This is a genomic window from Paenibacillus sp. PL2-23 (assembly GCF_040834005.1).
Classification (GTDB): Bacteria; Bacillota; Bacilli; order Paenibacillales; family Paenibacillaceae; genus Pristimantibacillus.
In genome coordinates this window covers 4585556-4610618 of sequence record NZ_CP162129.1, presented here as the reverse complement: position 1 = coordinate 4610618, position 25063 = coordinate 4585556, and the positions used below count along the sequence as shown (strand labels likewise).

The window sequence follows — 25063 nt, the reverse complement described above, 5'->3', positions numbered from 1 at the left end:
TTCCTGGAGTGATAGAATGGTTAATGGGAGAGCACTCGCAATCTAGGAAAGGAGCGATGGCTTATGGATTCCACGATAGGCGCGGACGAGGTTGTCCGCAGAATCAAGCAGCTGCAGACTGGCGGTGGCTCGGTGAGCAAGAAGCAAGTGAAGCAGAGCGACCCGGAGCTGATGCGTAACGCGCTGTTTTATTTTCCCAGCTGGGAGCATGCGCTCAAGAACGCGGAGCAGCTCTAGAAACTTTTCAAACATGATTACATATACTCATTTGCGAACCATGTCTGGAGCTTCCGGTCATGGTTTTTTTTCGGGATATTCGCGCGGATGGGAAGGATGCCAGATAACGGGGGGATTTTAGCAGGGATCAGGGGAGTCAATAAGCTCGAAGGCCTGCCCTTTATTCATGTAGAGAATGCCGTCCTTCATATAGAAGTCTCCGCGGCATTGCGATCCGTTCATTCGAATGCCTCCCTCGGAGGGAAGAAGGGAGTAGGCAACTCCCTTCGCCTGGACTTCAATGCTGCCGTTCTCTTCGTGATAAGCAAGCTCTGCGCCCGTCTGCTCGGCGAGCTGCTCAATCGGGGCATATTCCTCCTCCGCCGTTACGGGGGCAGGCGGATTGGTCAGTCCTCCATATAGTGTAGCGGCGGCAATCAGCGTTAGCGCGATGTTTTTGGCTAGGTTCATGTTTGGATAACCTCCTGGACGGGAATCGACGTGTTTAGGAACAGTGTATCCAACAATTGTGCAGGGAATGTTATGGTTTTTTAAAGGTTTGTTAAAGAGGGTGTGATACGATTAATGGCCATCCGCTAAGTGCTGCCACAAGTCCTTAAGCTTGTAATCCTCCGGATCGCGCTTCAACGCTTCTTGCAGCGCTTGAGACGCCTTGCTCCGATCCCCCAGCTTCAGATAACATTCCGCTAGAGATGCCCAGATTTCGGCCTCGTCCATTCCATTATCGATGCAATACGTGAACTCCTTGGCTGCCGCGGCGGGGTCTCCTCCCAGCATTTCCGGCGCATTCAGCAGCCTTGCTCCATTCATGCGTCTGGCGAATGGCAGCGCAGGGTCAAGGTCCAGTGCTGCTGCAATTTCATTCTCCAGGTCAGGCAGCAGCGTCATTTTCTCCAGCATAGTGCCGATTTCAATTAAACGGCCGTATGCAGCAGCCAGCCATGCATGCGCTTCCGCGCTGTCAGGATGCTCCGCGACCGCTTGCTCGAACAGCTCCTTCGCTTCCTGGAACTGCCCTCCGGCCAATTTGCGTCGTCCTTGGAGAAGCCATTCGTGATGGTTGTCAGACATGTGAGCACTCCCTTTATGGATAATTATGATTGTTCAGCCTTCTGCTGCAGGGCTGCGGCTGCTTGTGCTAAAGCGAGTCGATCTGCTTTGCCAGCGGCATTAAGCGGAATTTCCTGGACAAACCACATTTCTGCAGGTATTTGATAGCTGGCCAGACGTTCCTCGCAATGGGCCAGGATGTCATTCCTAAGCACTGCTTCCCCCTCCGTCGAGAGCAGCTTGGAATCGCGCATAAGAATATAGGCGACCGGCTCCTGCCCGTGCTCCGGGCTGTTCCTGCCTATCACTACCGCGGCCTCTACACCGTTCGCTTCGCGCAGCACATCCTCCACTTCGGCTGGGAAAATGCGATGCTCCCCTCTTCTGATGACATCCTGCTTTCGTCCGCGCAGATACAAGTAGCCTTGCTTATCGAGAAAACCCAAATCGCCGGTTTTGACATAATCGCCTTGGATCGTCTCGTTGGTCGCCCCGGCATTCTGATAATACTCCTTCATTCGATAGCGGGTCTTCACCCATATTTCCCCGATTTCTCCGGGAGGCAATTCTTCATTCTGCTCGCCAACAATCTTCAGGGAAACAAAAAAGATTGGCCGGCCGCAGGAGCCGTCCTTGAGGGCCCATTCCTTCTGCTCGATCATCGTAATCGCCCCAACCTCGCTTGTGCCATACAGATCGGTTACTCGGATGTGAGGGAGCAGCTTCCCGATTCTGGCCTTCAAGGCTTGAGTCAGAGGCTCTCCGTTGGACATGATGTGGCGCACGGAGGATGGAAGCCCTCTCCCGTTACGCTCCAGATGCTCCAGCCATCCTATAAGCTCGCTCGGTCCAAGCTTCACAAATGAGATGTGATGATTCTCCATTAGCTTCATCCATGCGTCAGGCGTTGCTACTCTGCTTAAGACGACGGTATTGCCCTCTTGAAGGATGTTGCACGCCGTGCTGATGCTCCCGCGAGAGGCAAGCGGTTTAACAAGCAGATGCTGCTTCGGCTCCACAAACTCACCGTTTGGCTGCAGCCCTAGATCAAATGCCGATTTGGACAAAATAATGCCTTTGGGACTCCCGGTTGATCCTGATGTAAATAACACCATATCGGTTCCATGACGGGGAGGGGGAATCTCCCCAATCGCTTGCCGGGAGAGGTCGAGGTCATCCACAGTCCAAATCTGGAAGGGAGCCTCAGCCTGACTGAACGCCATTTCATCCGCTACGTCCCGAGTCGTAATCAACAATCTGGCCTCTGTCGCAGCGGCCAAGCCCAGCAAATCCTCCGCCTTGTGCTTGGCGACATTAGTGTTCAGGAAGAATGGAACCACATCCGCCCGGAACAATGCGACCATTACTTCGATACATTCGACCCGGTTAGGCAGCAGCACAATAATGCCAGCGCCCGAATGGAAGCCTGCCTCATGCAAAGCGCCCGCCCAGCGGTTGGCGCGTTCGTGTAATTCCGCGTACGAGAGCGCCGCAAGCTCATCGATCACCGCAGGGCGTTCCGGACTTCTGGAAGCCCATCGGGCAATCGAATTTGAAACCTCATACATAACATGACCTCCTCTTCTCATCAAGCTATGAAAGCTTGTTCGTTTTGGTATAGGTCGATATCGCGAAGCCTTAGAAATCAGCTTAGTCTCCTACCCGATTCTACGGAAAATGAACAAATCAAGCGGAATGCCCTTACGTTTCCGGTTATTAAGAATATATTGATGTTGTCTATGAATCTATGAATCTATGGACGAAAGGAGACTGTCGGTGAAAAAAACATCGCTGTTAAAGGAAATCATCCAATCGCAAAGCCTGGAGTTTCTGATGGAGGCTCACAACGGCCTGTCGGCTAAAATCGTAGAGGAGGCAGGGTTCAAAGGCATTTGGGCCAGCGGGTTATCCATATCCGCATCCATGGGGGTCAGGGACAACAATGAAGCCTCTTGGACACAGGTGCTGGACGTTCTGGAATTTATGAGCGACGCAACCTCCATTCCCATCCTGCTTGATGGCGATACGGGATACGGGAACTTCAACAATGCAAGGCGCTTGGTCAAGAAGCTGGAGCAGCGACAAATTGCAGGCGTTTGTATTGAGGACAAGTTGTTTCCCAAAACAAATTCCTTCATTAACGGAAGCGCACAGCCGCTTGCCGATATCGAGGAGTTCTCCGGCAAGATCAAGGCGATGAAGGACGCTCAGCAGGATGACGACTTCTCCGTCATCGCGCGTGTGGAAGCCTTTATTACAGGCTGGGGGCTGGAGGAGGCGCTGCGACGCTCGGAGGCATACCGCAAGGCTGGCGCCGATGCGATTCTTATGCACAGCAAGAGATCGGACATCACGGAGATTGAAGCGTTCCTGAAGGAGTGGAATGGAAGGCTCCCTGTCGTGATTGTGCCAACCAAATATTATGCAGTTCCGACACAACGGTTTCAGGAGCTGGGAGTCAGCGTCGCCATCTGGGCGAACCACAACTTAAGAGCATCGCTTGGCGCGATGCAGAGCATTTCGAAGCAAATTTTTGAGGAGCAAAGTCTGAAGCAGGCGGAGAGCAAGGTAGCGACCGTCGATGAAATTTTCAGGCTGCAGGGGGCAGAGGAGCTGCAAGAGGCGGAGCTGAAATACTTGCCGTCCGACCCCGAACAGGGAGGTCATTCATCATGATTCAGACGGGGCGTCTGGGTGAGCAATTGCAAGCCCTGGGCTTTGAATTTTTTAGCGGAGTTCCGTGCTCATGCTTAAAGCATTTTATCAATTATGCCATTAATGAATGTCAATATGTAGCGGCAGCGAACGAAGGAGACGCGGTCGCCATTGCGTCGGGGGCGTTCCTCGGCGGGCAGAAATCGGTTGTTCTTATGCAAAATTCAGGTCTAACGAATGCCGTGTCGCCGCTTGTATCGTTGAATCAGCCCTTCCGAATTCCGCTGCTGGGCTTCGTCAGCCTTCGGGGCGAGCCGGGGAAGCAGGACGAGCCGCAGCATGAGTTAATCGGCCGGCAAACCACAAAGCTGCTGGAGCTTATGGAGATCAAGTGGCAATACTTGTCGAGTGATACGGACGAAGCGATAAAGCAGCTGAGCGAGGCCAGCAGCTGGATCGGGCGGAATCAGCCCTTTTTCTTTGTCGTTCGGGACGGGACGTTTGCTCCAGTTGCTTTGATGAGGAAGGAGCTTCCCGCTAGAGCCAATCAATGTAAAGCGTTGAAGTCCCAAGAGGATCAAATGCCGTCCCGCTATGAAGCGTTGACGGTCATTAACGGGATGAAGGACGCCCATACCATTCAATTGGCCACAACAGGAATAACAGGGCGGGTGCTGTATGAGATCGAGGACAGTCCTGGCAATCTGTATATGGTGGGCTCTATGGGCTGTGTGAGCTCTCTTGGACTTGGATTGTCGCTCGTTCAAAGCAACAAGGATGTTGTTGTCATTGATGGCGACGGCTCTCTGCTTATGCGTATGGGAAGCTTGGCTACCAACGCGACGTATAGTCCGATCAATATGTTGCATATTTTGCTGGACAACAACGCCCATGATTCGACGGGTGGACAAGGCACAGTGTCGCATAATGTGGAATTTGTAGAGGTGGCTGCTTCCTGCGGTTATGTGAAATCCATTTACGTGCATCATCTGGCTGAGCTGCAAGCCGCTATTGAGGAATGGAAGCGGACCAAAGGTCTTACTTTCCTTCATATGAGAACGTCCAAAGGCCATAAGGAGTCGCTGGGGCGCCCTCAGATCAAGCCTCATGAAATCAAAGAGCGTCTGCAGCAGTTTCTGGGGATGGTTGGGCCATGAAAAAAATGATTTTGCTCAATCCTGGTCCCGCTACAACAACCGATACCGTTAAATACGCGCAGGTTGTCCCTGATATTTGTCCCCGCGAGGAGGATTTCGGCGGCATCATGTTGTCCGTCTCCACGGAGTTGACTATGTTGGTCGGCGATCCTGCCCAATACACAACCGTCTTGTTCGGCGGCTCCGGAACGGCGGCGGTAGAGTCTATTCTAAGCTCTGTTATCGGCGAGGACGTCGTCATCATTATCAATAACGGCGCGTATGGGAAACGAATGTGCGAAATTGCGGCTGTTTATGGCTTGCATGTCATGGAATTTGTAAGTCCTTCCGACAGTCCGGTCAACCTGTCCGAGCTCGAAGCTATGATGAAGCGATCCTCTCAAAAAATAACGCATCTTGCCGTTGTTCATCATGAGACAACCACGGGTTTACTCAATGATATTCCATCCATTGGGGAGCTGTGCAGGCGTCACGGAATCGATATGATCGTGGATGCGATGAGCTCCTATGCCGCCTTGCCTATTGACATGGGGCCTATGAATATCAGCTACTTGGCCGCAAGCTCCAACAAAAATGTGCAGGGCATGGCTGGCATTTCATTTGTTATAGCGGACACCAGCAAGCTGGAGAGCAAGAAGGAGAGGAAGCCAAGGAGCTACTATCTGGACCTGTACGCTCAGCACAAGCATTTTTCGGAGACGGGTCAAATGCGCTTTACTCCCCCTGTTCAGACGTTCTACGCATTGAAGCAAGCGCTTGTTGAGCTGAAGGAAGAAGGCGTACAGCAACGATACGCGAGGTACACCCAGTCATGGGAAGCGTTGATTCGCGGGATTAAGCGGCTGGGGTTAAAGCATCTGGTGGAGGAGAAGCATCATTCCAGAATCGTGACATCCATCCTGGAGCCCGACTGCGATTCGTACAGCTTCGGGGACATGCATGATGAAATGTACAGCCAAGGGTTTACCATTTACCCTGGTAAGCTCAACGGCATGAATACGTTCCGAATCGCAAATATCGGGGATATCACATACAGAGATATAGAGGCTTTCCTGGCATTGCTGGAGCGTTATCTTCGGAGAATCGGCTATTACCGCGGATAGGCGAAGGGTATAGACAGGGAGCTCAAGATGATGCCTTGAGCTCCTTCTGCGATTCTACCGGCGTAACAGAAGCTTTGCCCACCGGCATCTTGCTGCTGCCGTTGAAGACGCCGCCCGACTCAATGACGAGTGCCTGTGTGGCAATGTTGCCGTTCAGCACGCCAGTCGCGCAGATCGTAAGCTTGCCGCGCACCTCGACATCGCCGTTCAGCTGACCGGCTAACACGAGATCGCGGGCAATGACGTTGGAGGTGGCGCTGCCGTTCTCGCCAATAATGACGTCACCGCTTGACATAATGTCGCCAATGATCGTGCCTTCGATTCGAATGCTGGCCTCTGTTTTTAATTTCCCTTCAAAAGTGGTGCCTTCGCCTATAAGCGTATCCGTAGCGTCGGGGTTTATTTTGTTTGTAGTCGGTTTATTCTTGAACATGCGCGGTCACGGTTCCTTCCTGTCTTCTTTGATATAGGGCATAGGATCGACATGATCTCCGTTTACGATGACCTCGTAATGAAGATGCGGTCCTGTACTTCTGCCGGTATTGCCAAGCTCGCCGATAAGCTGGCCTTTCTTCACGCGGGCACCTGCCTCGACAAAACGTTTATTCAGATGCAGATAGCGGGTCTCCATTCCACGGCCATGATCGATCAGAATGTTGTTGCCATGGGGATAGTCGCGCTCTGATAGCGTAACGATGCCATCAGCGGCCGCATAGATGGGATCGCCTCGGTTGCCGCCGAGATCCAATCCGTTATGTACGGCAGATCTGCCGGAAATCGGGTCTCTTCGTATACCGAAGGTCGACGTCACCCGGCGGGAATCCGCCGGCCAAATGCTTGGCGTCATATCCAATATGCGCTGGTAGCCGATGAGGGCTTTTTTGGTCGATTCCAGACTGGGCTTCATCTCGTCGATCATCGACGTCATCTGGAGAAAGCTCTCCTTGGTCTCCGATACGAGACTTGTCTCGGCATCTGTGGAGGCTAGTGCAAATTCCTCCCCGCCTTGGCCATCCGATAGTGGAATGACGGTCTCCTCGATGCCGGCGATTTCCTTCAGCTGGGACTCCAACTCCGCAATCTCCGTCATCTTGCTCTCTACCTCGGCGGCCTGCCGGGATAACGAAGCAAGATCGGACTCCAGCCCGGCGATCTGCTCCTCTCTGGCCTGAAGCAAAGTCTCGTAGCTGGCTTCGGAGAGGGTTAGCTGCTCCTGCAGCTGCTCCACCTGCTGGAGGTGACTGGAGTTGAGCAATATGAAGATGGCTGAGCACAAGGCAAATAAAATGATGAGGGCGGGCGTTGCAACAAATAAGACTTTCGGCACATTGTAATGTCGAACAGGTCTATTTGCGTCCGGAATAAGGACCAGCTTCACCCTCGCATTTAAGCTTTTCATGACTTTCCTCCTACCTATTCCAAAACATCGCAAACGCTTTATTCGACACGTTGCATTGAAAATCCTCTATTTCCGGGGAAATACGTTTATAGAACGTCCTGATTTACCCGAGCTCGGACAAGTGATAATCTATAAAAAAAGGTTCGGCGGGAGAGTGAAGGGATTTGTTGAAATGGGATGGCCATACGCATACAAGGTTTTGTTATCACGGCAGCGATGCCGCTCAGGAGCTTTACATAGATCGAGCGATCGAGCTGGGCTTTGAACGCTATACGATAAGTGAGCATCCTCCGCTGCCTGCAGGCTTGGTGCCGGACAAGAAGCTGTTCGACGAGCTGGCGATGCCTCCGGAGGAGCTGCCGGCTTATATGAGCTATGTGCGGGAGATGAAGCGGCGATACGAGGGACAAATCGACATTACGATCGGCCTCGAGCTGGATTATTTGCCGGGCCAGCTTGATTTCACGGAGCGAATGGTGGAGGAATGGCAGCACGAATTGGAGGATGTTGTATATTCGGTGCATTTTTTGCCGGGGGCGGGAGGCATACGCTGCATTGATTATATGCCTGAGGATTTCCAGAGGAATCTGCTGGCCTACTACGGCTCGATGGATCGTCTTGTGAACGAATATTACGATCATGTGGAGGGGGCAATAGCCTTCGCGGCGACGCTTCCGATGCGGACAAGGCTTGGCCATATTAATCTGATCGAGAAGTTCAGAACGGAGCTGCCCGAGATCGACGAGGCCTTAATCCGGCGCAGGCTGGAGGGGATTCTGCCGCTGCTCGCGAAGTCCTCGGTAGGCATCGACGTGAATACGGCAGGCATGCGCGTAGCGACATGCGGCAAGCCCTATGTGCCGGAATGGTTCCTCGCGGAGTGCGGAAGGCTTGGCGTATCCTGTGTATACGGCTCCGACTCTCATAAGCCGGAGCATGTAGGCTTTGGCTGGGATTGGTTTCAGTCGGCGATGAGCGGGAAGAAGGGGGATCAGGGGTGAGTGGAATCGACCATTTGGTGCTTCGAGCGGTCGGCCCGAATGACAGCGACCTGGCAGGCTTAATCAGCAAGCTGGATGGCTACCTGTCGGATTTGTACCCGCAGGACGAAATATTCGGCGTCGATATGTCAGACCCGAAGACTGGCGAGATGACATTTGTAGTGGCCTATTGGGACGGCGTCCCGGTCGGCTGCGGGGGCATTCGCAGGCTTGATGAGGCCACGGTGGAGCTGAAGCGGTTCTACGTCGAGCCATCCATGCGCAGGCAAGGGGTGGCGCGCCAAGTATTCAGCCGTCTTGAGCAGGAGGCGGAAGAGATGGGCTGCTCCGTCATGCGCCTGGAGACGGGAGCTCCCCAGTTCGAATCCGTCCACTTCTACAAGAAGATGGGCTTCTACGAAATCGACCGATTCGGGGAGTACGTGGACTGCGAGTCCAGCTTGTGTATGGAGAAGCTGCTGAGGTAGTTTGCGTCGAAGGGGCAGTTAGTTGGTATGATAGCGATACGTGGTGTCGTTGTAGGGGCAAAAGAGGTCCTACAGCGTTCGACAGCGACATGAGGTGTGGTTATTGCAGTAACTGAGGAGATTTAGCCTTCAACAACGACACGACAGATCGTTATGGTCACGATAGAGCAGCTAGTTGGCGTTATAACGACACGGCATGTCGCTGTTGCAGTAACTGAGGCGCTTTTGCCTTCAACAACGACACGACAGATCGTTATGGTCACGAAAGAGCAGCTAGTTAGCGTTATAACGACACGGCATGTCGCTGTTGCAGTAACTGAGGAGATTTAGCCTTCAACAACGACACGACAGATCGTTATGGTCACGATAGAGCAGCTAGTTGGCGTTATAACGACACGGCATGTCGCTGTTGCAGTAACTGAGGCGCTTTTGCCTTCAACAACGACACGACAGATCGTTATGGTCACGAAAGAGCAGCTAGTTAGCGTTATAACGACACGGCATGTCGCTGTTGCAGTAACTGAGGCGCTTTTGCCTTCAACAACGACACGTCAGATCGTTATGGTCACGATAGAGCTGCTAGTGGGAGCTACAACGACACGACATGTCGCTGTTGCAGTAACTGAGACGTTTTTGCCTTCAACAGCGACACGGCAGATCGTTATGGCCACGATAGAGCAGTTAGCTGGAGTATGAGGTGTGGTTATTGCGTCGAAGGGGCAGTTAGTTGCTGCAATAGCGACACGTGGTGTCGTTGTAGGGGCAAAGGAGGTTCTTCAGGGCTCGACAGCGACATGAGGTGTGGCTATTGCGGCGAAGGAGCAGTTAGTTGCATACCGACACGTGGTGTCGTTGTACCCAAGTGAATATAACAAGGCGGTACGAGGTTCATGACTTGTACCGCCTTGTTGCTTAACCCGCCTGCCGCTCGAAGGCGACGATCCATTCGCCTTTGGTCGCTGCGAAGCCGCGGTCGCCCTCCACGACAAGGCCGAACAAGTTTTTTACGTCGAGAAATTCCTTGCGGACGCCGTTGTCGAACTGAAGCGTAATGTAGTAGTACGTTCGAGAGGAGGAGCTGGAATGTCCTATGTCGTTGTTGTTATGATTGGAGTAATGGCGCACGTCCATGCGCTTGGCGACAATTGTTGCGTAGGCAGTCTCCTCGGGCGAGCGGGCATTGCGCATATGGTTAACGATGCTGAATATAATGCCTCCAACAATAAGCGCGAAGACGAGGAAAAATATAATAGGAAAGATGTCGAACATGAAGTTAAAACCACTATGTCCGAAGGACGGATCGTGTCCAAATCCCATAAAGATGACCTCCTAAAGTAATGATGTACTCGTGTAGAGCAAGGTGAAGCTATAACTAATACGTCAAAAACGACCGACGTGTTGCAAGAACGATTTGTTTTCTCACAGGCAACATTCAACGAAACCATAAATCCCGGAACCGCACCCAGCCCAGCGACTCTAGCGAAATCCCCTGCACGGAAGGGTGGAATGCCGTCTTCAAATGCTTGCGGTACAGGAACAGAAGCGAATGGCGGGGGGCGAGCAAGCCTTCGATACCGATGAACAGACGAGTCCGGCCCGCTGCATCCGGCTCAGCGAGGATACGCTCCAGCGCCTCCGCAACTAAAGCGCGTGTTCCTGGCTCCGCATGCTGCATCATGCTTTTGTACAGGTCGATTAGCCGCAGCTCACGGTGCTCGTCCAGCATGACGGCGAACAGCAGCAGATCGGCGGACATCCGCTCGGCGCCCTTGAACTGCTCCGCAGGCAGCAAATTAACGGATACCGTCACACCTGCTTGCTCCAGCAGCGTCTTGATCATTGCGGCATCGCGCTCGTATTGAGGGATCGTAGTCAGCACCAGCGTTTCTCCCTGATATCCGGCCTCCTCCAGCTCCTGTCTTGTCGCAGCGCTGTCATATTGGGACACCGTACAGCTTCCCTGCTCGCCGCTTGACCAGAAGCTGGAAGCTCCCTCGATTACATCGCCCGACAGCAGCCTGAGCAGCTCTCCCCGATGAATGCCGCGATCCAGCGCGGCGCGAATGGCGGCATTCCGCAGAGGCCCTTCCTTCAGCTCGTTAACCGTTATGAACTTGCAGGTCGTCCCCGATTGCCTCACCTGCTGGAAATGTCCATTCGACGTATTCTCCAGCTTCACATTGTGCATGACCTGGAACTGTTGAAGCACGCCCTGTCCTCCATCCTTGTCCGTGTTGCCAGCCGGCATCGTCCAGACCTCCACCCGATCCAGAAACGCTCTCTCTTGAAAATAAGAAGGAAACGCCTCCAGCATCCATATGCCCTGCTCTCGGCTCCCGAGCCGAAACGGCCCCGTCCCGATAACGGAGCCATGTGCTTGACCGAAGGCGTCGCCTTCGGATTGGCAAATATCCTCCGGTATGATGGATGCGCGGTTGGTGGAGAGGAAGGAGAGGAACGTCTCGTTGCGCTGCGCAAGCCGGATGCGGATCGTGGTGGAGTCCGGTGTCAGCATATCTTGAATGCCATGATAGACCCAGTTGTACAGCCCTCCGGGTGCGAGCTGCTGGAGACGCTGAAGCGTAAATCGGACGTCTGCGGAGGTCATCTCCCGGCCGTGGTGGAACATGACGCCTTTGCGCAGGTAGAAGGTCCACTCTGTCCGATCGCTGTTCGTCTCCCATGCATGCGCGAGATGAGGCAGCGCGTTGCCGCCCCGAGTGTCGGTACGGACAAGCCCATCGAACAGCTGGCTCACGAGATGCGACTCCCCGGCATAGTGAATGCGGGCCGGATCGAGGCTCCCGATGATGCCGGGAAGCGGGAAGCGCAGCGTATCTGTTCGACGCTGGCCTTCCACTATGCTCCGGAAGCCGAATTGGCCGGAGAGCCATTGCTGGAAGCGGGCTAGCGCCGCTGATCCGGCGCTCTTGGTATGCAGCAGCTCGAAGGCGGCCTGCAGATCACCGCGCATGGCCAGCTCCTCGGCCTCCTCCTGCAGCAGCTTCTCGAGCGGAAGCTGGAATGTCAGCAGGGAGCGATTGCCGCGTCCGCGCTTCGACGTCCAGCTAATCCAGCCCTCCTCCGTCATTCGCTTCAGCAGGAGCACCATATTGCGGTGTGTGCAGCCCAGCTTGTCCGCCAGCTCCGCGGTCGTCACCTCGATCGACGAGCTATCCTCGGCATGCGGATACGCTTCTCTCAGCTGGAGCAGATGCCTTCGTATTTTCATCCAAACCCTCCGTTCCTGTACACTAACTTGATTGGATTTTTTCGTAAAATGGTACTTTGAAGAAATACATAATGTTCCTTAACTTGGGTCATGATTTATACGTAACGAAAGGTACATAGGTACCTATATCTTGAAGGAGGAAATATGAAATGAAAAAAACACTGACGCTGCTCCTGACCCTGTGCCTGCTCATGATCCCGCTGGGCATGGCGAATGCCGAAGAACGAAAAGACATCGTTGATACCGCCGTCGCAGCCGGACAATTCACAATTCTCGCCAAAGCTCTGGAACAAGCCGGCCTGGTGGACGCTTTAAAAGGGGGCGGACCGTTCACTGTGTTTGCGCCAACGGACGAGGCGTTTACCACCCTGCTGAAGCAACTGAATATTACAGCAGAGGAATTGCTTGCCCGCAAGGATTTGAAGGACATTTTGCTGTACCATGTGGCGCCTGGCAAGGTTCTGTCTACAGATCTCAAGGACGGCATGAAGGTAAAGACGCTGCAGGGCAGTGACGTAATCATCTCCACCAACCCCGTCAAGGTGAACGATGCAAATGTGGTGAAAGCGGATATTATGGCATCTAATGGCGTTATTCATGTCATTGATAAGGTACTGCTTCCCCCGCAAAACAGATAAACCGGCTGTTCAGTCGGCTTCCATATTGACCATCCTGCGGGATGGTTTTTTTTTGTAATTAGATTCCTTGTGCAACAGTTTCAAGGTGCCTAGGCCGGTATTGAATGATGACGCTCTTGATAATAAACAGGCCTGCCTGACAAAGGACATTAATTTGTTATTCAGTATACGCTTTTGTTATTTGGGTTTGAAGTGGCTGTAGATATAATCAAGATTAAGTTGTCTCGCGCTTGAAAACGCTTCCTAGCGAACTGCTTTGTGTACGATTGTGAGACAATAAAATGCATCTCTAAGGAGGATACAAATGTACAAATGCAAAACGAACATGGCGGCATTCCTTGTGATCATGATACTGATTACAATGCTAGCTCCACAAGGCTTAATAGACCGAGCGGAAGCGAACTCAGCTGTAGAAAGGATCAGCACGGATTTTGAGGACGGCACTCTCCAAGGGTGGGTAAAGCGTATTGGTGACGAGACCTTAAGCGTAACTAATGATGTCTACAATAACGGTCATTCAAGTATGTTGGTAGAGGGACGTCAAAGAACCTATTATGGTCCTAAGCTGGATTTGAAAGATCGCTTGCTACCGAATAAAGACTACCAGATATCTATGTATGTTCGTTTGAAGGAAGAACCGCAGGAGAATCAAACCCTCCAGTTGACGGTTTATAACAAGCATGAAACAGAAAATTATCTGGTGCCTGACCAGACAACAATTACTAAAGATAACTGGGATAAGTGGCACCGGCTAGAAGGCAGTTACCGATACAATAATTATCCATCCGATTTATTTCTTTATGTTGAAACGCCATACCGTACACCAGAGCCTATAGACACATTAGCATTTTATGTGGATGATGTAGTTATTGAGCCTGCTGCCCCCCTCACCATCGAACAGGGTATTCCGTCTTTGAAAGAAGTATATGCGGATGATTTCAAGATTGGAGCCGCTGCATACACCTGGCAGTTGGAGGGTTCATATGCAAAACTTTTGAAAAAGCACTTTAACAGTATCACAGCCACATATGAGATGAAGCCTAAATTTATCTCATTAGGAGAGGGGCAGTATAACTTTGAAGTAGCGGATCAGTATGTGAATTTTGCGGAAGATAATGAAATGGACATCAGAGGACATGCCTTGCTTTGGCATATTGATGCAGCAGAGTGGATGTTTACGGGCCCCAATGGCGAGCCTGCAAGCCGGGATCTACTGCTGCAGAGACTTGAAGAATATATTACTACGGTTATGCAGCGCTACAAGGGTAAAATTGATGCTTGGGATGTAGCGAACGAAGTCATAGCCGACAATGGCGGGGATGAAAATGGTCTGCGAATAACACCTTGGTATACACTGATCGGACCAGATTATATTGAAAAGGCCTTTGAATTTGCACGTAAGGCGGATCCGGATGCTAATCTGTACTATAACGATTATTATACTGAAGTTCCGTCCAAGAGAGAGCACATCTACAAGCTGTTAAAGACATTGAAGGAAAAAGATCTAATTGATGGGGTCGGCCTGCAGTCTCACCATTTGCTATATTCCCCTTCTATTGAAGAAGTTGAAAAGACGATCAAGCAGTATTCCGAGCTCGGTCTAGATATCCAAATTACGGAGCTGGATGTAGATTCCGGAGTCAGTGTAGATATGCCGCTGCCGGCAGACATTGAGGCGCGGCAGGGTCACCGTTACATGGAGCTCATGGAGGTCTACAAGAAATACAGGAATAATATTTCCTCTGTGACTATCTGGGGACTACAAGATGAGAAAAGCTACAATCGTCATGCCTTGCTGTTCGATAAGAAACTACAAGCAAAAGATGCCTATTGGGGTCTTGCAGACCCGTCCCGGTTGCCCGTGATTCGGCAACTGTCTACAGCTCTGTCTGGATCGCCGAATCAGACAGGAGCTGAGGATCCACTATGGAAAAAGGCCGTGAAATCTGAGATGGCCGTAAAGGATCATTTAAGTGCTTCGCATCAGATCTTTTGGGATTTAAATCATCTTTATATCAAAGTGGATGTTCAGGATAGCACAATCAATCCTGATGACAAAGTTGAGTTGTTTATTGACGAGCAAAATGCAATGTCCGGGTCATTGGAGCCGGCTGTTCGTAAGGTTGTTATACCGCGTTCAAACGAACGAACAGAGGAAGTACAGACGGTGGTTAGACCAAGCGCTGCCGGTTATACTGTTGAAGCAGTAATTCCTTGGACCACCATACAGGCTGAAGCTGGCAGCCTGATTGGGTTTGATGTTCGAGTTACAGATGACAGCGGATATCAACCCACGCAAATTTATTGGAACGACCGAACTCTTCAACAGGATACCGACACCAGTAGATATGGGATGATTCGTTTGGCCAGCATGCCGAAATCCGTAGAGGCTGTTCATGGAGCGCTCGTGATTGACGGAAAAAAAGAAGCTACCTGGGAGAAAGTGGAGCGGATTCAGGTCAACTTAACCAATGCGCCAAAAAGCGCTTCCGCAGAAGCGTGGACGATGTGGAATGATGATAGTCTGTTGATCTTTTTGGAAGTAAAGGACTCCCTACTTAAAGTGGATGCGCCTGAACCTTGGTATCAGGATTCTGTAGAAATTTTTTTGGATGAGAATCATCAGAGAACCGGATATTATCAAGGAGATGACAGTCAGTACCGTATAAATATCGATAACGTTCTTTCCTTTGCTGGTGGAGCCTCCGCAGACAGACTAGAAAGTGCTGTGATTCATACGGACGACGGCTATAACATGGAAGTGAAAATCCAGTTGGGTACAATAGTGCCAAAAGCAGACCAGTCTATCGGATTTGATATTCAGATTAATGACGATCAGGGCGGGGGCGTCCGTACTTCAAGCAAGTGGAACGATCCATCTAATGATTCGTGGCAAAATACATCTCAATTTGGTATTCTGACGTTCGTGGCACCAACACCAATACCAATACCAATACCAACACCAACACCAACACCAACACCAACACCAATACCAACACCAACACCAACACCAACACCAACACCGTCCGAACTTAATATTTTTAAAATCGGTGTTGTATCTAATGTGGCTGCAAAGATTGAGTCTCTGGTTAAACGTGCCAAAGGTTCAGGAACATCTCTCCTAATTGAACACATTATGGATCACTGGGCCGCGGATGTGATAGAGAAATTCATCCAGTTGGACGTAATTAATGGATATATTGATGGAACAGTCAAACCAGACCGGGCGGTGACCAGGGCTGAATTTGTGATGATATTGTCTAGACTTATGGATATATCGGGGACACAGCAGGTGGTTTTTAACGATACGAATAGGCATTGGGCCAACGTTCCGATTGCTGATTTCGCAGCGGCTGGAATTATTGAGGGATATAAGGATGGCAGCTTTAGACCTAATCAATCGATCACCCGTGAGGAAATGGTGGTCATCTTGTCCCGAATCATAGATCTGTATAATCTTCCGAGAGCTTCAGAAGTTAAGGTCTTTACGGACCTACAGAATTCCTATGCATCAGAGGTTATTAAACAGGCTGCCGAGTCCGGACTCATAAAGGGGAAGGTAGATGACAGGTTTGCTCCTAAAGCCGACACTTCGCGCTCAGAAGCACTTACGGTTATTTATAACCTCCTCAATATGGATCCGGAGATTAAAGCACTGCTTGAGCAGTTAAACTAATTCTTACTGCGTAAACGCTCCTACATAGATGGACTTGAGATAGAACAGGTTCATCAGTGTGGGGGCGTTTTTATGTCGTTGTAAGGTTTAATTGAATACCTGTGATATCAACAATTTGTTATGAATGCTTTCAAATTATCGTGTAACTGAAATTACAGAAACGTTAAGATTAATGTATAAGAAAGGTTAACTATGGTTGGTTCAGAAAGGAAATATGCTTATGCAACAGACAGATTTATTAAATCATGAAAGAGCAAGTGCTAACAGTACGATGCAGGCTGATTCAACTCGGAAAGGCTCGAAATGGAGAAGGACGATTGTACTCGATATGATGCTTTTTCCAGCGTTGATTCTGACGTTCATTTTTTCGTACATCCCCATGGCCGGATTAGTAATGGCTTTTCAAAACTATAAGCCGGCACTAGGTATGACGGGTTCTGAATGGATTGGTCTTGAGCATTTCGAATTTTTGTTCAGCATTCCCGAGAACGTTCAGGTCATTTGGAATACGGTTATTATCGCCGGACTGAAGATGATTGTAAATTTAGTCGTTCCATTTATATTTGCTCTCCTTTTAAATGAAATCAGGAAAGCCTTTTTCAAAAAAATAGTTCAAACCATCGTTTACATGCCTCATTTTTTGTCTTGGGTACTTGTCGGAGGAATCCTAATTGATTTGCTTGCTCAAAATGGAGGTCTTGTCAACCAGACCTTAGCAGGAGTTTTCGGTATAGAGCCAATCTTCTTTTTGGGAGACGGAGACTGGTTTCGCTTTGTCGTGGTAGTAAGTGATGTTTGGAAGGAGTTTGGATTCAATACCATCGTGTTCCTCGCCGCACTAGCTGGCATCAATCCTGCACTATATGAGGCGGCAGAGGTAGACGGAGCTGGAAGATGGCAGCAGACCTGGGCAATCACGATTCCTTCAATGCTACCTATCACAATCGTAGTTGGAACACTTGCTCTTGGTAACATCCTAAATGGAGGCTTCGATCAAATCTTTAATTTGTATAATGCTCTCGTATATGACAAAGGAGATATCATTGATACCTTTGTCTACCGTTACGGTATTATCGGAGGGAAATTCAGTTTTTCAACCGCTGTGGGTCTTTTTAAATCTATTGTCAGCTTTGTCTTGATCGTAATCGCTTATCGGATGGCCTATAAACTAGCGAATTACCGCATTTTTTAGAGAGGAGGCCATAAACGAGTGTATCATAAATCAAAATCCTACAAGACATTTGCAGTGTTTAACGTTGTTTTATTAATTGTAGTTTCACTGATTTGCATCATTCCGTTGATCCATATTCTAGCTGTATCATTCAGTGGCAAGGCTGCAGCGAGTGCAAACCTGGTCAAGCTGTGGCCGGTGGATTTCACATGGGATGCGTATGTGAAGACTATAGCGAATGAAAATTTTATAAGGTCCATTTGGATTACCGTTCAACGTACCATTTTAGGCACCGCGGTAGGTATGCTAATCGTTATCTTTGCGGCATACCCATTGTCCAAGGAAAACAGCAGCTTTAAACGAAGAAATATCTATATTTGGTATTTTGTATTCACCATGCTGTTCAGCGGAGGCTTAGTTCCTTTCTATATGTTGATCCGAAATCTAAATCTGTTGAACACGATGTGGGTTCTGATTCTTCCTGGTGCGGTTTCCGTATGGAACATGATTCTGCTCCTTAATTTTTTTCGAGGGATCCCCAAAGAAATGGAAGAGGCTTCCTTGATTGATGGCGCAGGTCATCTCCGGACACTTATCAGTGTATATCTTCCCATATCCACACCCGCTCTGGCTACATTATCTCTATTTACTCTAGTCGGGCACTGGAATTCATGGTTTGATGGTCTGTTGTTCATGACCGATTACGAGAAATATCCACTGGCCTCATACTTGCAGACAGTTATAGTGCAGCAGGATTTTAGTAAAGTATCTGTCCGCCCAGAGGATTTGGAGAACATTTCGCAAAGAACCGTGAAAGCAGCTCAAATTTTTATTGGTATGGCGCCTATCCTGCTTGTTTATCCGTTTCTGCAACGGTTCTTTGTGAAGGGGATCGTGCTCGGGGCTGTAAAAGAATAATGTGTTTTAAGTAAGTGCACTTTGAAAGGAGGTGAGGCATTAGATCTATGAGATTAATTGAATGATATCCTACATTTCTTTACACCTGTATTTACACGTTCTAAATGTATAAGTTTAATTAGGGGGTTCGCAAAATGGCAAAAAAGATGAAAACGACGATAATGGCATTACTTGCAATGGTTATGCTTTCCAGTGCCCTGGTCGGTTGCTCTGGAAACAGCGAAAAAAAACCTGAAGATGTAAGTACTGGAGAAGAAAGTTTCTATTCGGCTCCTTTTGAAAATGGTAAGTATACAGAGCCGGTAACGATAACTACTGTATTTCCGATTCAGAGTAACGTGAAATTTAAAAACGGGGAAAATATTGAAAATAATGTGCACACCAAGTGGGCAAAAGATACCTTTGGTATTGATATTAAATATCTTTGGACCGTCACCGAACAAAACAATGCATATGAAACCAAGTTGCGTCTCATGTTGACCGCCGGCGAAAAGATGCCTGACATTGTAGTATATCGTGGGAACTCTGCTCTCATTGCGGACCTCATTGATAGCGGACAATTCACGGATGCAGGCGAATTGTTTGATAAGTATGCCTCGGATTCCTACAAGAGTGCGATGGCGCAGCACCCAGAAGTGTGGAATCCATTGATGAGAGATGGAAAAAGAATGGGCATCCCTATTTTGGAGAATGCCTACAACAACGATCCTGTCATGTACATTAGAGAAGACTGGCTGAAAAAACTAAATTTAAAGGCTCCAACCAATTTAGCTGAGCTTGAGGCGGTAATGGACGCTTTTACAAATCAGGATCCAGATGGGAATGGGAAAAAAGACACAAATGCTCTATCGGTAGGCTTCAAAAATAATCTGAATACATGGATGTCTGACTCCGGATGGATCTTTGGTATGTTCGGAGCCATGCCAAACCAGTGGAACAAGACAAAAGATAATAAACTGGCATATGGCTCTGTACAGCCAGAGATGAAGCCTGCACTTCTAAAAATGCAGGAATGGATGGAGAAAGGTTATATTTCTGCTGAATCCGGACTTTATGATGAAGTTAAGGCTACGGAGGCTTTCGCCGCAGGCAAATCCGGTATTATTGTGGGCCCATACTGGATGACAGGCTGGCCGCTTCCAGATTTGAAGTCTAACGTTCCTGATGCAGAGTTTAAGGCGTATCCTCTTCCAGCTGGACCTGATGGAAAAATTGGACGTCATGGTACAGCAATCAGCAGCGGCGCAGTATTCATTAACAAAGATATGAAACATAAGGATGCTTTCTTTGTATACCAAAACTACTTATTTGATTACTGGGCAAATCCGAACGGAGAGATCTTTGGCAATGGATTTGCTAAAGGCTATGATTATGATTTGGGTCCAAACGGTGAAGTATACAGAGAACAGCAGAGCGACAAAATTCCTGGCGGTTGGGTGGATGCAATTCGCTATACGCTTACCTTTGATGGAGCAATTATTCCGGACTTATTGATGAATACCTTGGCGAAGCTAGCAGATGGAGCCGAGCCAACAAACCAGTATGAGAAGGTTCTATCAGAACGTCTCCCTGAGCAGATTCAAGCAGCCAAGATTGTCGTTGAACAGAAAGACGCTGTTATGCAGGAAATGTTTACAGGTGCACCAACAGAGACTCAATTGTCCCGTGGTGATATGCTGGGCAAGCTGGAGAAGGAAGTTCTGAACAAAATTATATACGGCAAAGCCTCTATTGACGAATTTGACGCCTTTGTGGAAAAATGGAAGTCTAGCGGTGGTGAAAAAATTAACGAGGAAGTAAACGCTTGGTACCAATCGGTCCAAGTTCCAAAGTAAAAGGTAAGAAAGGGCAGCCGCTATGGCTGCCCTTAATGCTCTATGATCAACTACAAACATTAGGGGGAATTATTCGTGATAACTAAATTGTCCATATTTCAGAAACTTTTTTATTTCCTTCTGTTTATGGTGGCGATTTTTGTTATCGCTTTCTGGTACATAAATAGTCTAAATCTTAAGGTCATTCAGACTGAAGTTAACAAGAACAAAATGAATGATATGCGCTTCATAACTGCTCAGCTTACAACACAATTTGACCAAGTACTTGTAAACACGATGACGCTTTCATACGACTCTATGGTAAGGAGTTTTCCTTATATCTTAAAATCAGGTGATAAATATGCGAGGTACGAAATAAAGGCAGCCATAATGGATAAGTTGGCTTTAAATTCAGCAACAACGTCGTGGAACAATACCGTAATCCTTTATTATCCTAATGAAAAAGAGATGGTCTCATCAGTAAATTCCTTAAGCTTCAGTACATATAAGCTCCCAGATTCGAAGCGTCATGAGTGGACTCTTCATATAGAGGACCATGAATCAGGCTATTATTCCTATATTATGCGCAGTCATTTCAGCCCACTCCTGATTGAAGTTAGAATATCTTTGGAGAACATAACCAAAATAATGGATCAGTATAATTCTGGAAATTCAATGGTTTACGATGTTGGTAAAAACACATTTATCCATAAGAAGAAGGGTCTCCCTGATGATTCATATCAAACGATTGGAGACAATATTATCGGTCAAAGCGGCTCTTTTGTGCTGAAAAATCAGGGAACAGATTACGTGGTCACCTACATAAAGTCCGACAAGCTCAATCTTTATTTTCTGGATTATCATTCGAGAAGTCAATATACTAAACAGATCTTTCGCAACAATCAGTATTTTTTCTGTGCTGTTATGATTGTAATGATCGGGGTCATCTTCTATAGCCTGCTGCTTCGAAGGCAGGTTCAGCAGCCTGTACGTGCGCTTCGGACCGCGATCAATCGCTTTGATAACGGTGATCTATCAAGTCGCGTCGTAAGCCTGGAATCTAACGAATTTTCAATGCTTGGGAATTCATTTAATCGTATGGCTGAGAATACCCAAAGACTGATTGAACAGGTACTCCTCATTGAAATTGAAGTAAAAGAAGCCAAACTAAGACAATATCAGGCTCAGATCAATCCACACTTTTTGTTTAATTGCTTGAATTATATTCAAAGCAAGACCAGCGTCAAGGACTACGAGTCTGTTACTGCAATGACGCTTCACCTAGGAGCTTATTGCCGCTACATACATAAAATCGAGCTGGTTGATTCTACCTTGCTGGATGAGGTTGCATTTGTTAAGCATTTCCTATCCATTGTTCAGCTACGTAAACGTGAAATCGCCTTTGAAATTCATATTCCAGAAAGTTTATATGATGAGCGAGTGCCAAGGATGATTCTCCAGCCATTGGTGGAGAACTGCGTAAAGCATGGAATTGAGCCGGGATTACAGCCAGGTATTGTTTCATTAAGAGCCGAACCTATGAAGCATGGATTCCAAATTGTTATTTCGGATAATGGGGAAGGCATGACGGAAGAGAGAAAGGTGGCTATTCAACGACACATGGAAGAGGTTATACCACAGGATGGAGCCTTGGGTGCCGGAATCCGAAATGTACACCAGCGCCTGCGTTTATATTATGGGAAGGGTTCAGGTCTGATCATTGAATCAACACATTCAAAGGGAACTAGTTACCGAATCCAGATTCAGAAAGGCGATGATAAGTATGCTGCAGATTCTATTAGTTGATGATGAACAGTATGTAGTAGACGATTTGAAAGTCGCTTTCCCGTGGACAGAGTTTGGAATCGGTAAGGTGCATAAGGCCTATTCTGGGCTTCAAGCTACAAAGATCCTACAGGAGCAACCTGTTGATATCCTTATTACCGATATCGCTATGCCGGGGATGAATGGCTTAGAATTAGTTGGTTTTGTTAAAGAAAATCATCCCCAGACCAAATGCATTCTGCTTACAGGCTTCTCCGATTTTGAATATGCTGTAGAAGCACTCAAGAATGGGGTGCTGGAATATCTGGTCAAGCCGTTAGATCAAACACAGCTGCGGATGACACTTGATTCTACGGTTCGAAAGATTCATGAAGAGCTGACGATGGTCGCTTCGTTGGAGCGTGCAAAGCTGGCCTTCAAAGAGCACCTGCCAATGCTCAAGGACAAGCTGTTGAGTGAGTTGGTTCAAGGGAAGAAGTTTCAAGTGGATGAGTTGGCGAAAAAAATGATCAACTACAACATTTCAATCCAGGAACGAGACTCCGTTTATTTGATTCTGATTCGATTGGAAGAGCGTTTTACCAATTACGGCACTGACAGTCAGATGTTATTCGAATACGCTATCATTAATATCGCAGAAGAAATTTTTGGAGATAGCTTTGTCCTTTGGCAGTGCCGGGACCCTTACGAATATTTGGTGTTTCTCCTTAAGTACAAGGAAGAAGGCAGGGATCTGAGTAAAGAACAGGTTCTGAAGCAGCTTAACAACAAGGCGGATCAATTATATTTCAACGTCAATGAATATTTAAAGGGGGGCATTTCGGTTGTCATATCTTTCCCGGGATTATTCACTCAAGATGTGCGGAAGATGTATGAGGATGCCGTTTATGCACTGAAACAACAGGTCGGTAACCGGCAAGGATATCTGCTATCCGTGGGAGGTAGTCCGAAACAGACTATTGTACAGCCCTTAAGAATTCTATATGAGCCTCCGACACTCACTCATCTGCTGGAGACGGGGCAGTGGGATGGCTTTAAGGAACGACTTGAGCGTATTAGGCAGGAATACGATAGCTGGAACGGATGCAGTGAAGAATATTTTGAAGAGATCCGAAGCCTGCTGCTCTCTTCCTTTCATTACATTGCCCATAAAAATCAAATGCTGTTATCAGATCTGGTAGGGTATGATCGAATGCACAAATCTTCGTTTCGCTCTATGGAGCAACTGATCCGATGGGGAGAAGAGGTTGCCGATCTTATAAAGGACCAACTTGAAATCGATACGCAGACCAACCAGCAAAAGGTGATTCAGGAAATCCGCAGCTTTTTAGATCGGAGCTATGCAGATGCCAGCCTTCAGACCGCAGCTGATCATGTCTCTCTACATCCCTCTTACGTGTCGAGACTGTTCAAACAGCTTACAGGGAGCAGCATTAGTGATTACATTCATAAAGTCAAGATGGAGCGAGCTTTAGCGAAGCTCAAAGACTCGGAGGCCAAGGTGTATGAGATTTCCGAACAGCTCGGTTATTCTAATTCACAGTATTTTATCAAAGTGTTCAAGGACGAATTCGGTATGACACCACAGGATTATCGTGCCAAGATAGGCTTTTAACAGAATGACCATTTCTGAATACCGAGCTGCAATCCTTATAAAATCGTCATAGAAGCTATTTATTTGTTATAGTGACAGTGTATTGACAGGGTTACAATTATAATACGGATTAAATATCCCAGTTACATTAAGGAAATTATTAAAACAGATTGGAGATGTGAGCAAAATGAATAAAAAATGGTTGGTTGCTCTTTGTTCTTCACTAGTTCTACTGGCTTCACTGGCTGGTACGGTTTTTGGTGCAACTACGTTATGGGAACCGCTGACTTCCCATAATTCACAGAAGTGGGAGATGTCAAATGGATGGTCTAACGGCTCCATGTTTAATTGTACCTGGCGGGCCAACAATGCAATTATTACAAGCAATGGAAAACTAAGACTATCAATTACAAGTCCTTCTAAAGATAAATTTGATTGCGGGGAGTACCGCTCCAAGGACAAGTATGGTTATGGACTGTACGAGGTAAGGATGAAGCCTGCCAAAAACACAGGAGTTGTATCCTCCTTCTTTACGTATACGGGTCCGTCGGATGGCACACAGTGGGATGAGATCGATATTGAATTTTTAGGTAAGGATACGACGAAAGTGCAGTTCAATTATTTTACCAACGGTGTGGGCGGCCATGAAAAAGTGATTGAATTAGGCTTTGATGCATCTCAGAGCTACCATACGTACGCTTTTGACTGGCAACCAGGGTCTATTACATGGTATGTAGATGGGGTTAAGAAACACACAGCAACGTCTAATATACCTAAAACTCCTGGGAAAATCATGATGAATCTATGGAATGGGACCGGAGTGGATGATTGGCTTGGGGCATACAACGGTGCTACTCCTTTATACGCTTACTACGATTGGGTTAGATACACAAGTAATTAGTGAAAGTAAGAAAGCCTCATGGCCAAGTAATTCGGCTGTGAGGCTTTTATATGTGTGCCACGTATGGTACATAGCTAGGCGGTGAAGGCCGCTATGGGGGCTGGTTGTTGCCAACCATTAGCCAAGGGCAAGAGAGGGGAAACCTTACATACGGTTTGATGATGAGCTGTAATGTACAGCCCTTTACTCTAGAGGAGGACGTAGGTCATGAATGATTTCTTGAATACGCAGAGACCCGCTGTTCTGAAGTGAACTTCGTACTGAA

The 25063-nt window shown here is 48.2% G+C and carries 21 protein-coding genes; 14 read left to right on the top strand and 7 right to left on the bottom strand.

Annotation, left to right across the window (positions count from 1 at the left end; genetic code table 11):
- The first annotated feature begins 63 nt into the window (after positions 1-63).
- A complete protein-coding gene (locus AB1S56_RS20500; RefSeq protein ID WP_340869868.1) occupies positions 64-237 on the top strand; it encodes a hypothetical protein in 174 nt (57 codons plus the stop codon).
- A gap of 117 nt (positions 238-354) precedes the next feature.
- Here AB1S56_RS20500 and AB1S56_RS20495 read toward each other — a convergent pair whose 3' ends face one another.
- From AB1S56_RS20495 to AB1S56_RS20485, 3 genes are all read right to left on the bottom strand, one after another.
- Positions 355-687 (bottom strand): hypothetical protein, encoded by a 333-nt coding sequence (locus AB1S56_RS20495; RefSeq protein ID WP_340869869.1) that lies wholly within the window; start codon positions 685-687, stop codon positions 355-357.
- A 111-nt stretch (positions 688-798) separates the two neighbouring features.
- Complete coding sequence (locus tag AB1S56_RS20490; RefSeq protein ID WP_340869870.1) at positions 799-1308, bottom strand: tetratricopeptide repeat protein; 510 nt, start codon at positions 1306-1308, stop codon at positions 799-801.
- A 23-nt stretch (positions 1309-1331) separates the two neighbouring features.
- Positions 1332-2855, bottom strand: a complete 1524-nt coding sequence (locus AB1S56_RS20485; protein WP_340869871.1) for a class I adenylate-forming enzyme family protein — start codon at positions 2853-2855, stop codon at positions 1332-1334.
- 208 nt (positions 2856-3063) lie between these two features.
- Here AB1S56_RS20485 and aepX point away from each other — a divergent pair, with 208 nt between their 5' ends.
- The 3 genes from aepX to AB1S56_RS20470 are packed head-to-tail and all read left to right on the top strand — an operon-like array spanning position 3064 to position 6202.
- Positions 3064-3963: a phosphoenolpyruvate mutase gene (gene aepX, locus AB1S56_RS20480; protein ID WP_340869872.1), complete on the top strand. Its 900-nt coding sequence runs from the start codon at positions 3064-3066 to the stop codon at positions 3961-3963.
- A complete protein-coding gene (gene aepY, locus AB1S56_RS20475; RefSeq protein ID WP_340869874.1) occupies positions 3960-5099 on the top strand; it encodes a phosphonopyruvate decarboxylase in 1140 nt (379 codons plus the stop codon). Before aepX ends, aepY begins: the two co-directional genes overlap by 4 nt.
- Positions 5096-6202: a 2-aminoethylphosphonate aminotransferase gene (locus AB1S56_RS20470; RefSeq protein ID WP_340869876.1), complete on the top strand. Its 1107-nt coding sequence runs from the start codon at positions 5096-5098 to the stop codon at positions 6200-6202. The genes aepY and AB1S56_RS20470 overlap by 4 nt, the downstream gene beginning before the upstream one ends.
- Positions 6203-6224: 22 nt before the next feature.
- Here the strand turns inward: AB1S56_RS20470 and AB1S56_RS20465 are convergent, their stop codons facing one another.
- A complete protein-coding gene (locus tag AB1S56_RS20465; RefSeq protein ID WP_340869878.1) occupies positions 6225-6635 on the bottom strand; it encodes a polymer-forming cytoskeletal protein in 411 nt (136 codons plus the stop codon).
- A gap of 6 nt (positions 6636-6641) precedes the next feature.
- Positions 6642-7601, bottom strand: coding sequence for a peptidoglycan DD-metalloendopeptidase family protein (locus AB1S56_RS20460; RefSeq protein WP_340869879.1), 960 nt, complete (start codon positions 7599-7601; stop codon positions 6642-6644).
- A 164-nt stretch (positions 7602-7765) separates the two neighbouring features.
- Here AB1S56_RS20460 and hisJ point away from each other — a divergent pair, with 164 nt between their 5' ends.
- Positions 7766-8602: a histidinol-phosphatase HisJ gene (gene hisJ / locus AB1S56_RS20455; protein WP_340869880.1), complete on the top strand. Its 837-nt coding sequence runs from the start codon at positions 7766-7768 to the stop codon at positions 8600-8602.
- Positions 8599-9069, top strand: coding sequence for a GNAT family N-acetyltransferase (locus AB1S56_RS20450; RefSeq protein WP_340869881.1), 471 nt, complete (start codon positions 8599-8601; stop codon positions 9067-9069). Before hisJ ends, AB1S56_RS20450 begins: the two co-directional genes overlap by 4 nt.
- A 912-nt stretch (positions 9070-9981) precedes the next feature.
- Here AB1S56_RS20450 and AB1S56_RS20445 read toward each other — a convergent pair.
- A complete protein-coding gene (locus AB1S56_RS20445; RefSeq protein ID WP_340869882.1) occupies positions 9982-10386 on the bottom strand; it encodes a DUF2500 domain-containing protein in 405 nt (134 codons plus the stop codon).
- 115 nt (positions 10387-10501) lie between these two features.
- Positions 10502-12301 (bottom strand): ABC transporter substrate-binding protein, encoded by a 1800-nt coding sequence (locus AB1S56_RS20440; RefSeq protein ID WP_340869884.1) that lies wholly within the window; start codon positions 12299-12301, stop codon positions 10502-10504.
- Positions 12302-12450: 149 nt separating this feature from the next.
- On the opposite strand from AB1S56_RS20440, the gene AB1S56_RS20435 reads away from it, so the two are divergent.
- The 8 genes from AB1S56_RS20435 (at position 12451) to AB1S56_RS20400 (ending at position 24798) form a co-directional block, all read left to right on the top strand.
- Complete coding sequence (locus AB1S56_RS20435; RefSeq protein ID WP_340869886.1) at positions 12451-12939, top strand: fasciclin domain-containing protein; 489 nt, start codon at positions 12451-12453, stop codon at positions 12937-12939.
- A 304-nt stretch (positions 12940-13243) separates the two neighbouring features.
- Positions 13244-16615 (top strand): endo-1,4-beta-xylanase, encoded by a 3372-nt coding sequence (locus AB1S56_RS20430; RefSeq protein ID WP_340869887.1) that lies wholly within the window; start codon positions 13244-13246, stop codon positions 16613-16615.
- Between the two features lie 271 nt (positions 16616-16886).
- Positions 16887-17807 (top strand): ABC transporter permease subunit, encoded by a 921-nt coding sequence (locus AB1S56_RS20425; protein ID WP_340869952.1) that lies wholly within the window; start codon positions 16887-16889, stop codon positions 17805-17807.
- 18 nt (positions 17808-17825) lie between these two features.
- Entirely contained in the window at positions 17826-18704 is an 879-nt protein-coding gene (locus tag AB1S56_RS20420) for a carbohydrate ABC transporter permease (protein WP_340869888.1), read from the top strand.
- A 134-nt stretch (positions 18705-18838) separates the two neighbouring features.
- Entirely contained in the window at positions 18839-20539 is a 1701-nt protein-coding gene (locus tag AB1S56_RS20415; protein WP_340869889.1) for an extracellular solute-binding protein, read from the top strand.
- 75 nt (positions 20540-20614) lie between these two features.
- Positions 20615-22324 (top strand): histidine kinase, encoded by a 1710-nt coding sequence (locus AB1S56_RS20410; RefSeq protein ID WP_340869891.1) that lies wholly within the window; start codon positions 20615-20617, stop codon positions 22322-22324.
- Positions 22302-23918, top strand: coding sequence for a response regulator (locus tag AB1S56_RS20405; protein WP_340869893.1), 1617 nt, complete (start codon positions 22302-22304; stop codon positions 23916-23918). The genes AB1S56_RS20410 and AB1S56_RS20405 overlap by 23 nt, the downstream gene beginning before the upstream one ends.
- Positions 23919-24084: 166 nt before the next feature.
- Complete coding sequence (locus AB1S56_RS20400) at positions 24085-24798, top strand: glycoside hydrolase family 16 protein (protein WP_340869894.1); 714 nt, start codon at positions 24085-24087, stop codon at positions 24796-24798.
- The last annotated feature ends 265 nt before the right edge of the window (positions 24799-25063 follow it).

Excerpts from the sequence above, each read along its gene's own strand:
- AB1S56_RS20500 (WP_340869868.1), top strand. The coding sequence starts at position 64 with ATGGATTCCACGATAGGCGCGGACGAGGTTGTCCGCAGAATCAAGCAG.
- AB1S56_RS20460 (WP_340869879.1), bottom strand. The coding sequence starts at position 7,601 with ATGAAAAGCTTAAATGCGAGGGTGAAGCTGGTCCTTATTCCGGACGCA.
- AB1S56_RS20425 (WP_340869952.1), top strand. The coding sequence starts at position 16,887 with ATGCAGGCTGATTCAACTCGGAAAGGCTCGAAATGGAGAAGGACGATT.
- AB1S56_RS20430 (WP_340869887.1), top strand. The coding sequence starts at position 13,244 with ATGTACAAATGCAAAACGAACATGGCGGCATTCCTTGTGATCATGATA.
- AB1S56_RS20440 (WP_340869884.1), bottom strand. The coding sequence starts at position 12,301 with ATGAAAATACGAAGGCATCTGCTCCAGCTGAGAGAAGCGTATCCGCAT.
- AB1S56_RS20445 (WP_340869882.1), bottom strand. The coding sequence starts at position 10,386 with ATGGGATTTGGACACGATCCGTCCTTCGGACATAGTGGTTTTAACTTC.
- AB1S56_RS20435 (WP_340869886.1), top strand. The coding sequence starts at position 12,451 with ATGAAAAAAACACTGACGCTGCTCCTGACCCTGTGCCTGCTCATGATC.
- AB1S56_RS20405 (WP_340869893.1), top strand. The coding sequence starts at position 22,302 with ATGCTGCAGATTCTATTAGTTGATGATGAACAGTATGTAGTAGACGAT.
- AB1S56_RS20495 (WP_340869869.1), bottom strand. The coding sequence starts at position 687 with ATGAACCTAGCCAAAAACATCGCGCTAACGCTGATTGCCGCCGCTACA.
- aepY (WP_340869874.1), top strand. The coding sequence starts at position 3,960 with ATGATTCAGACGGGGCGTCTGGGTGAGCAATTGCAAGCCCTGGGCTTT.
- AB1S56_RS20470 (WP_340869876.1), top strand. The coding sequence starts at position 5,096 with ATGAAAAAAATGATTTTGCTCAATCCTGGTCCCGCTACAACAACCGAT.
- AB1S56_RS20465 (WP_340869878.1), bottom strand. The coding sequence starts at position 6,635 with ATGTTCAAGAATAAACCGACTACAAACAAAATAAACCCCGACGCTACG.
- AB1S56_RS20490 (WP_340869870.1), bottom strand. The coding sequence starts at position 1,308 with ATGTCTGACAACCATCACGAATGGCTTCTCCAAGGACGACGCAAATTG.
- AB1S56_RS20415 (WP_340869889.1), top strand. The coding sequence starts at position 18,839 with ATGGCAAAAAAGATGAAAACGACGATAATGGCATTACTTGCAATGGTT.
- AB1S56_RS20400 (WP_340869894.1), top strand. The coding sequence starts at position 24,085 with ATGAATAAAAAATGGTTGGTTGCTCTTTGTTCTTCACTAGTTCTACTG.
- AB1S56_RS20485 (WP_340869871.1), bottom strand. The coding sequence starts at position 2,855 with ATGTATGAGGTTTCAAATTCGATTGCCCGATGGGCTTCCAGAAGTCCG.